Raw genomic sequence first — 7,304 nt, 5'->3', positions numbered from 1 at the left:
AAACACGGCGCATGGTGGCATTCGGATATAATTTAACTTTTACTGTTTGCATCATACGAATACCCCCATTGGTAATTAACTTCACCATACAGGGTTTTAATGAAAAGGTCTACTGTTCTGCCTATTTTATTTTTTGAGCGTCATTCATATCTACATTTTTAAACTGATCTCTATGAATGACATGTTTCGACTTAATTCGATGTTATGCTATATTTTTGTTAACGGCTATCAGCTCCTCAATACTCTAAGGACTACTTTGCTACCGCAAACGCTCATTTCCGGAAGATGTCCATTCCTACGGGCGCAACCATATCATAAAACCGCTAATAAAGCGCTACATTACCCCTCAAACACCTCAAACCCATACCCGCGAATATGCTGCTTCAGTAAGTCCAGGTAGCGCTGCGCCGTGGTGCTGAGCTCCATTTTTTTGTGGCGTAAATAGCCTAGGGTCATGGTGTCGTCCACGGCCAGCGGGATGGCGACGATTTTTTCATCATTCAGCTCACTGCTGATAATGCCGGAACTAATGGTGTAGCCGTTTAGCCCTACCATTAAATTAAAGATCGTGGCGCGGTCACTAATGCGAATGTGCTTTTTATGTGGCAATGTGCTGAGAATTTCTTCAGAGAAATAAAATGAGCTGGCATCCCCTTGTTCGTAGGACAAATAAGGGTAGTCTTGCAAGTCAGCCAAGGTGATCTCCTTTTTCTGGGTCAGCGGGTTATCGCGCCCAATAAACACGTGGGGCCGCACGTCAAAAAGCGGCACAAAGCTCAGGTCTTTTTCGGTGATCAACCGTTGCAACACCGTGCGGTTAAACTGGTTTAAATAAATCACGCCTAGCTCGCTTTTCAGCGTTTGCACGTCATTGAGGACGTTGCCAGTTTCTGTTTCCCGCAAGGTAAATTGGTAAGCATCCCCGCCAATTTCCTTCACTAGCTCTACAAACGCGTTGACCACAAAGGCGTAATGCTGCGCTGACACGCTAAAGATCCGCTTGCGTACCGTACCTTGGCCAAAATGTTCGTTAAGCAAATTCACTTGATCCAGCACACTGCGCGAATAGTTGATAAATTCCCGCCCGGCATCGGTGAGCGTGATGCCGGTTTTACTGCGGTAAAAAAGTTGGATCTCGTACTCTTTTTCCAGTTCCTTCATGGATTGTGACAGTGACGGCTGACTGATAAACAGCTGTTTCGCCGCCTCATTGATCGACCCTGTTGCGGCAATTTTCTCCAAATACTCCAATTGTTGAATGCGCATGCCCTCAACTTCCCTTCACGTTATAGGTTTAGCCTATTATACCATCAAAGTAAGCAGTCTTATCTATTTTCTCGACCAGCTGTTATACTAATCTCATCAATTCAACAACGGAGGCTTCATTAAATATGACAAAATCACACTTTCAACTGGTGGGCTCCTTATTACGCCCAGCCAGCTTACTCGACTATAAAAACAAAATCGAACACCGCGACGACATTCAATATCCTTTTTATGACGCCATTCCAGGCTATCAAGACGCTGAAGCAGCAGCTGTCAAGGACGTGATTGCCAAAGAAAAAGCCCACGGCATCGACGTGCTAACTGATGGGGAATACACCAAATCCATGTGGCACCTTGATTTTATTTGGGGCTTCAGTGGCATTCGCCGCTTTATCGCCGACAGCGGCTACAACTTCCGCGACCATGATGGTAGCGACTTTGAGACCCGCAAAGACATTGGGATTGAAATTACCGCCCCATTATCTGGCAAGAATCACCATTTCATCGACATTTACAAACAACTCAAAGCCCAAGCAGACGGTAACGACGTCAAGCTTACCGTTTGGAGCGCCGCCCATGCCTTTGTGGAATTTGCCTACATTGACAAACTTTACGGCCCAGACCAAGTTTACAAAACGGTTGACGAACTGCATGACGGCCTGATCGGCGCCTACAAAGAATTCCTCACCGAATACAAAGCCGCTGGTGGCGAGATCATCCAATTTGACGACTGTTTGTGGGAAGTTTTCTCTAGCGACAACGAAACCAACCCCTTTGGCTCCGGCAACGGCAACTTGCAAGACTTAGCGGATGTCGCCGTCAACACCAACAACGAAGTGGTGGACTTTGGCCACGAACTAGGCTTAAAAGTGTGGACGCATAACTGCCGCGGCAACTACGAAAGCCGCCATTTCGCTGAAGGCAGCTACAACACCATTGCCGAAAAGTTCTTACACGACCAACATTATGACCGCTTCTTCTTGGAATGGGACGATGACCGCGCAGGCGACATCACCGCTTTAAAGGCCCTAGAAGACCGGCCAAATGTAGAAGTTGTCCTGGGCTTACTCTCCAGTAAAACCAGTGGTTTAGACGACGAAGGCCGCGCCTTGCGCCTATTGATCCAAGCCAGCCAAATTTTAAACAAAGACCAATTGTACTTATCCCATCAATGCGGTTTCGCCTCTTGCGATTCCGGTAACGAACTCACCGAAGCCCAACAATGGGCCAAAATTGACCAAGGTCAAAAAATTGCCGCTAAGTTCTGGGATTAACCAAAAGGCCGATCAGCCAGTCGCTGATCGGCTTTTTGAGTGCTGTCTGTAACAAAGCGACAACAAGGTTACATTTTTATTAAATCTCGCCGGTCGCTACAGTGTTACCCGTATTTTCAGATTTAATGGCTGCTTTTGAAATTTAATCATAACAATTCTTTCATTTTAGCTGCTACAGTCTCATTAAAGCGCGTTCTCCAACCGATTAAAAGCCCAGCCTAATAGGGTTTCACGTTGCTAGCCGCCGCTGCCATTATGGTAAGATTAAAAGCATTAAAAGGATGTTACAGGGGGATTTTTGTCATGAAGAAACAGGCACAACTTGCAGCAATCGCCGCAACCGTTGCTGGCGCTGGTTTAATTTTCACCACGCAAAGCGCGCAAGCCGCCACCACGGATACTGTTGCCACCACCCAAACTACAGCGGACGCAACCACTGACGCCAGTCAACCTGCCCAACAGACCGTCGCACAAGCACAGTCTGCCGCCGATCAAGCCGATTTAAATCAACAAGCAGCGGCTGTGAACCAACACAACGCTACTTCCAAAAATATCACGAGGGCCCAACAAGCCGTTCAAAAACAAACCACCACTGTCACCAGCGCAGCGGCCACCGCGGCCACCGCGCAACGTGCTGCCACCACAGCCCAACAACCGGCGCAGGCGGCACAAGCTGCCGTTGACACAGCCGCCACCACCGTGCGCGCGGCACAAAACACGGTGAACGCCAAACAAAATGCGGTGGATCAAGCGCAACAAGCCGTTGACGCTGCTGATCCAACCAGCGCCCAACAAGCCTTGACCCAAGCCAAAAAACAAGTTCAACACGACCAAGCAACGATGGCAAAGGCCGCCGCGAAAGCCAAGACAACCACCGCCCCGACCACCACCACGCAGGACACCACTGCGGCCCAACAGGCGGTGACCCAAACCACCACCCAAGTCCAACACGACCAAACGGCAGTGGCGCAGGCCCAAGCCAACGTTGCTGCAGCGCAAAAAACAAGTCCAGCGCTAACCCAGGCCCAAACTAAGTTAGCCCAAACGAAAGCAGCCGTTAACGCTGACCAAGCGGCGGTGACCCAAGCCCAACAAGCCGCGGAAACCACCACCACGCAGTTGCAAACCCGTTATAACCAAGCCACAGCGGCCCAACAAACCGCTCAACAAGGCCTCACCACCGCGCAACAGGCGCAAACTCGGGTCACGGCTAAAATCAACAATGACCGGCAACAATTGGCCGCGCTTCAAAGCCAGCTGGACACCTTAAATGCCGTTGCTTTGCCTAGCGATGATACAAAATCCGCGCTGCCCACTGCTGGCAAACACCACCCGACTTCCAGCCATGTACGCGTGACGTTAACCATCCAAGTGGCTGCTTTACAGCACCAATTAGCGCAAGATCAACAAACATTGACCCAGGCCAAATCAGACGTGACCACCGCCACCCAACAAGTGACCCAAACCACAGCGACACAACAAACGGCCCAGGCCAATTTGACGGCGGCGCAGCACCAGACTGCGCAACAAACACTGGCGGCTGCCCAAGCCCCATTGGCTCAGGATCAAACCGCTCAAACCACCGCCCAACAAACCGTTACACAACTGACTGCGGTTCAGAGCCAGGCAGTTGCGGCGGCGCAAGCCCAACTGGCTCAAAGTCGCGCCACCTTAGCTGCCGACCAAACCGCTCAAACCAACGCCAGCGCGCAACTGGCCAGCCTGCAGGCCCACAATCAAACGGTGCGCCAAACCCAAGCTGCCTACACCGCGGCCCAACAGACCTTGGCCACCGCTCAAACCCAATTGGCACAAGATCAGCAAATCGCCACGGCAGCGCAACAGACGGTTACAACGCTGACTCGCCGCCAAGCTGAAAAACTGACGGCCTTGCAAACGGCCGAAAAAGCCTTAAGCAACGCCAAAACAACCTTAACGGTCGCCACTGCCACCTTAACCGCTAAGGAAGCCACCATGAATACGGCCTTGGCCGATTTAGACCAAGCCCAGCAACAAGCTCACCAGGCGCAGCAAGTCTTGAAAAACGCCCAAGCACAGTTAACCGCACGCCAACAACAATTGGCCAACTTAGAAAACGCCGCGGCAGTTTTAACCCACGCCAAACAAGCCGCACAACAAGCCCAAAGTCGGCTAGCGGCAGCCAAACAAGCTTTGGCAACGGCACAACAAACACCGCAGCCAGCCAACCAAATTTTCTTGCATCACCTGGCCCAGCAAACAACGGCCACCGCGCAACAACAGCCGGCGTCAACAACAACGACCGTGACCCAAACCACCACTCAGGCCAATCAGGCGGCAACCGACACCGTCACCCCATTGCCCAAAAGCCTTGGGTTAACGGCAACCACCACTGTCGGCATTGTCAGTCTGGTGGTCGCATTATTCGGGTTAACGGACACCAATGACCAGCAGTACCATTAAAAAAAATCGTAGCGCTCATCAACTCATTGAGCACTACGATTTTTTTAGCCTTCCTGCGTTTGAAACGTCGCCAACGTCCGATAAGCCACATCATGGTCTTCCGTATCTTTCAAGCCTGATACGATCAACGCGCCGGCATAGCCATAACCGCTGACGTGGATGGGAAAGCCACCGCCAGAAAAAGCAAATTCGGCGGGTGCGGTGCCGGTTTTAGCGTAAAACGCTGCCGCATCATTGCCATAATGCAACTTTTCAAATAACGAACTATGTTGCGTTTGCGCCACCACGTGGTATTTCCGAGTGGCCCACCGGTTATTTTCACTGGTGGTGGCAGTGCCGGCATTTAAACCGACCAACCGGTCACCATGATAAACGGCCACCACAACTTTTTCAAAATTAGCACCGGCCACTTGCCGCGCACAGTCGATCAAAGCGGGCACATCAGCCAAGGTAAAATGCGCCAAGTTAATTTGTTGTTCTTGGGTTAAAACTTGTTGTTCATCCATTTTGCTCACGCTTTCTGTTTTTAGCCTTAGCTTAACTAAACTGAAGCAAAATGCAAAAGCTAGGCGCTTTGTTTCAAATCATGAAACAATTATAATGAAGCTAAACGATTTAACGTTGCATCACAGTTGAAAGAAGGTGCTCACCATGCCCAATACCTTAGTCAAAGGCCTGCAAATTCTCGACTGGCTGCAGCAACGGCCTAGCGCCACGTTAACCGAGATCAGCACCGCCTTACACTACAATAAAACCACCACTTACCGCCTACTGGACACGTTGATCGGCCTGAACAAAGTCCAGAAAAACCAGCGCCAATACGCAGTGGTCCGACTAGACTTACCACAATTGAACTGGCTGGCCGTCACCGTTACCCAACAGCTGGTGCAACAGTTTCACGTTACCGCCTACGTTGGTGTGCGGCAACAAGCCAACGTGGTGATCACCCAAGTCATCCCCACTGCCAGCGACCCCATGGCTTATCGCAAACTCGGCAAAACCGTCCCATTTTACGAAAGTGCCTTAGGCAAGGCCATTGTGGCGAACTTGCCTGCTCCAGATCAGGCCTTGTGTTTACAACAGTTACACCCGACAGCGCGCACTAAATTCACCTTAAACGACCGCCAAGCCTTGATCCAAAATTTAGCGCTGATCAACGCCCAAGGTTATGCCTTAGATGACGAAGAATCCACCTTAGGCCTGCGCTGTTTAGCCGTCCCACTGCAACTCCCAGCGCAAGTCCAAGCTGCCTTAGCGATTTCCGGCAATTTCAATCAACTACCCCGACGCCAATTTAAGCAGTTGGCCCAAGCCCTGCAAGCTTGTCGAGATACGTTGGCAGTCCAGTGGGGTTAATCATTGCTCGCCTTAAATCAAGCCACAAAAATAACCATCAAAACGAGCCAGCCCGCTTTGATGGTTATTGACGATCAACAAGATCGGTCTCTTTAATAAGCATCACTTGCGCCAGCAGCTGCACCAGTTGGTGCTTGTTGATCAGCAGTAACCTGATTCTCACCGGTTGCCCCGGTCATGCCATCAGCTGTGGCATCAGCGCTGGTACTGGACTGGGCATTGGTATCCGATTCAGAATCCGACGCCGCACTGGCAGCCGCGGCGCTTTCCGCATCAGCCGCAGCTTGGGCAGCTGAACTGGCCGACGCAGCACTTTCAGATTCGGCGGCTGCCGATGAACTAGCTGCAGCGGCTAAAACTGTCTTCACATCAAAGATTTTATTGCCAACGGTTTGCGCCGCTACAGCCTTTAAGGTCACCGACGTTTGTTGGTCCACCAGTTCATAAGCCACAGCGCCTTTCGTGGTTTGCCCTTTGGGAATGTTAAAATTATCCTTTAAGGCCGCATCTGGTACTGCCCCAAATTTCAGTTGTTTGTTGCTGGCTTGCTTTTGATACGCCGCAAAAATCGTCGTCCAGGCACTTCTCGCGGTCACTTTGTTGTTGGATAAATTCGTGGCGCTAAACCAAATGGCTAACACTGGTTTGGTGCCATTTTCATTACCTACTTCCCCCACTGGGATCACTTTTGACTTGGTGAGCTTCAGCTTCAAAGCTGACGTTTTGATCTCATTGTTTTCAAACGTTGCGGTTACCTTTTTCGGCTTTACACTGGTAGTCGACTGACTGTGACTGGCCTGTTGCGCCGCTTTTTCATGGCCGCACCCTGCTAAGCCCACCAATAACGCTAATGTTACCCCGCACATTGCGATTTTTTTCATGCGTCTCTCCCCCTGAAACATATTCCTTTACCTGAATTATGCATATGCATCAAATTGATTGGCCAAATTATCAGTTTTACGTAAT

The 7,304-nt window shown here is 50.5% G+C and carries 6 protein-coding genes; 3 read left to right on the top strand and 3 right to left on the bottom strand.

Annotation, left to right across the window (positions count from 1 at the left end; translation table 11 throughout):
* Positions 1 to 339 precede the first annotated feature (339 nt).
* Positions 340 to 1,266, bottom strand: a complete 927-nt coding sequence (locus FC07_RS09905; RefSeq protein WP_057904947.1) for a LysR family transcriptional regulator — start codon at positions 1,264 to 1,266, stop codon at positions 340 to 342.
* Positions 1,267 to 1,391: 125 nt separating this feature from the next.
* Between FC07_RS09905 and FC07_RS09900 the strand changes: the two genes are divergently transcribed.
* Both FC07_RS09900 and FC07_RS09895 read left to right on the top strand, forming a co-directional pair.
* Positions 1,392 to 2,540 (top strand): cobalamin-independent methionine synthase II family protein, encoded by a 1,149-nt coding sequence (locus FC07_RS09900; RefSeq protein WP_057904946.1) that lies wholly within the window; start codon positions 1,392 to 1,394, stop codon positions 2,538 to 2,540.
* 303 nt (positions 2,541 to 2,843) lie between these two features.
* Positions 2,844 to 4,982: a coiled-coil domain-containing protein gene (locus FC07_RS09895; RefSeq protein WP_057904945.1), complete on the top strand. Its 2,139-nt coding sequence runs from the start codon at positions 2,844 to 2,846 to the stop codon at positions 4,980 to 4,982.
* A gap of 44 nt (positions 4,983 to 5,026) precedes the next feature.
* Here the strand turns inward: FC07_RS09895 and FC07_RS09890 are convergent, their stop codons facing one another.
* Complete coding sequence (locus FC07_RS09890) at positions 5,027 to 5,488, bottom strand: heme-binding protein (RefSeq protein WP_057904944.1); 462 nt, start codon at positions 5,486 to 5,488, stop codon at positions 5,027 to 5,029.
* A gap of 145 nt (positions 5,489 to 5,633) precedes the next feature.
* Between FC07_RS09890 and FC07_RS09885 the strand changes: the two genes are divergently transcribed.
* The gene (locus FC07_RS09885; RefSeq protein ID WP_057904943.1) at positions 5,634 to 6,338 is read left to right on the top strand and encodes an IclR family transcriptional regulator; all 705 of its coding nucleotides are present in this window, start codon (positions 5,634 to 5,636) and stop codon (positions 6,336 to 6,338) included.
* A gap of 92 nt (positions 6,339 to 6,430) precedes the next feature.
* Here the strand turns inward: FC07_RS09885 and FC07_RS09880 are convergent, their stop codons facing one another.
* Positions 6,431 to 7,219: a DUF5067 domain-containing protein gene (locus tag FC07_RS09880; protein WP_057904942.1), complete on the bottom strand. Its 789-nt coding sequence runs from the start codon at positions 7,217 to 7,219 to the stop codon at positions 6,431 to 6,433.
* Between the last annotated feature and the right edge of the window lie 85 nt (positions 7,220 to 7,304).

Origin of the sequence: Loigolactobacillus bifermentans DSM 20003 (assembly GCF_001434575.1) — a bacterium.
In the GTDB taxonomy this organism is placed as follows: Bacteria; Bacillota; Bacilli; order Lactobacillales; family Lactobacillaceae; genus Loigolactobacillus; species Loigolactobacillus bifermentans.
This window is presented reverse-complemented; position numbering and strand designations above follow the sequence as displayed.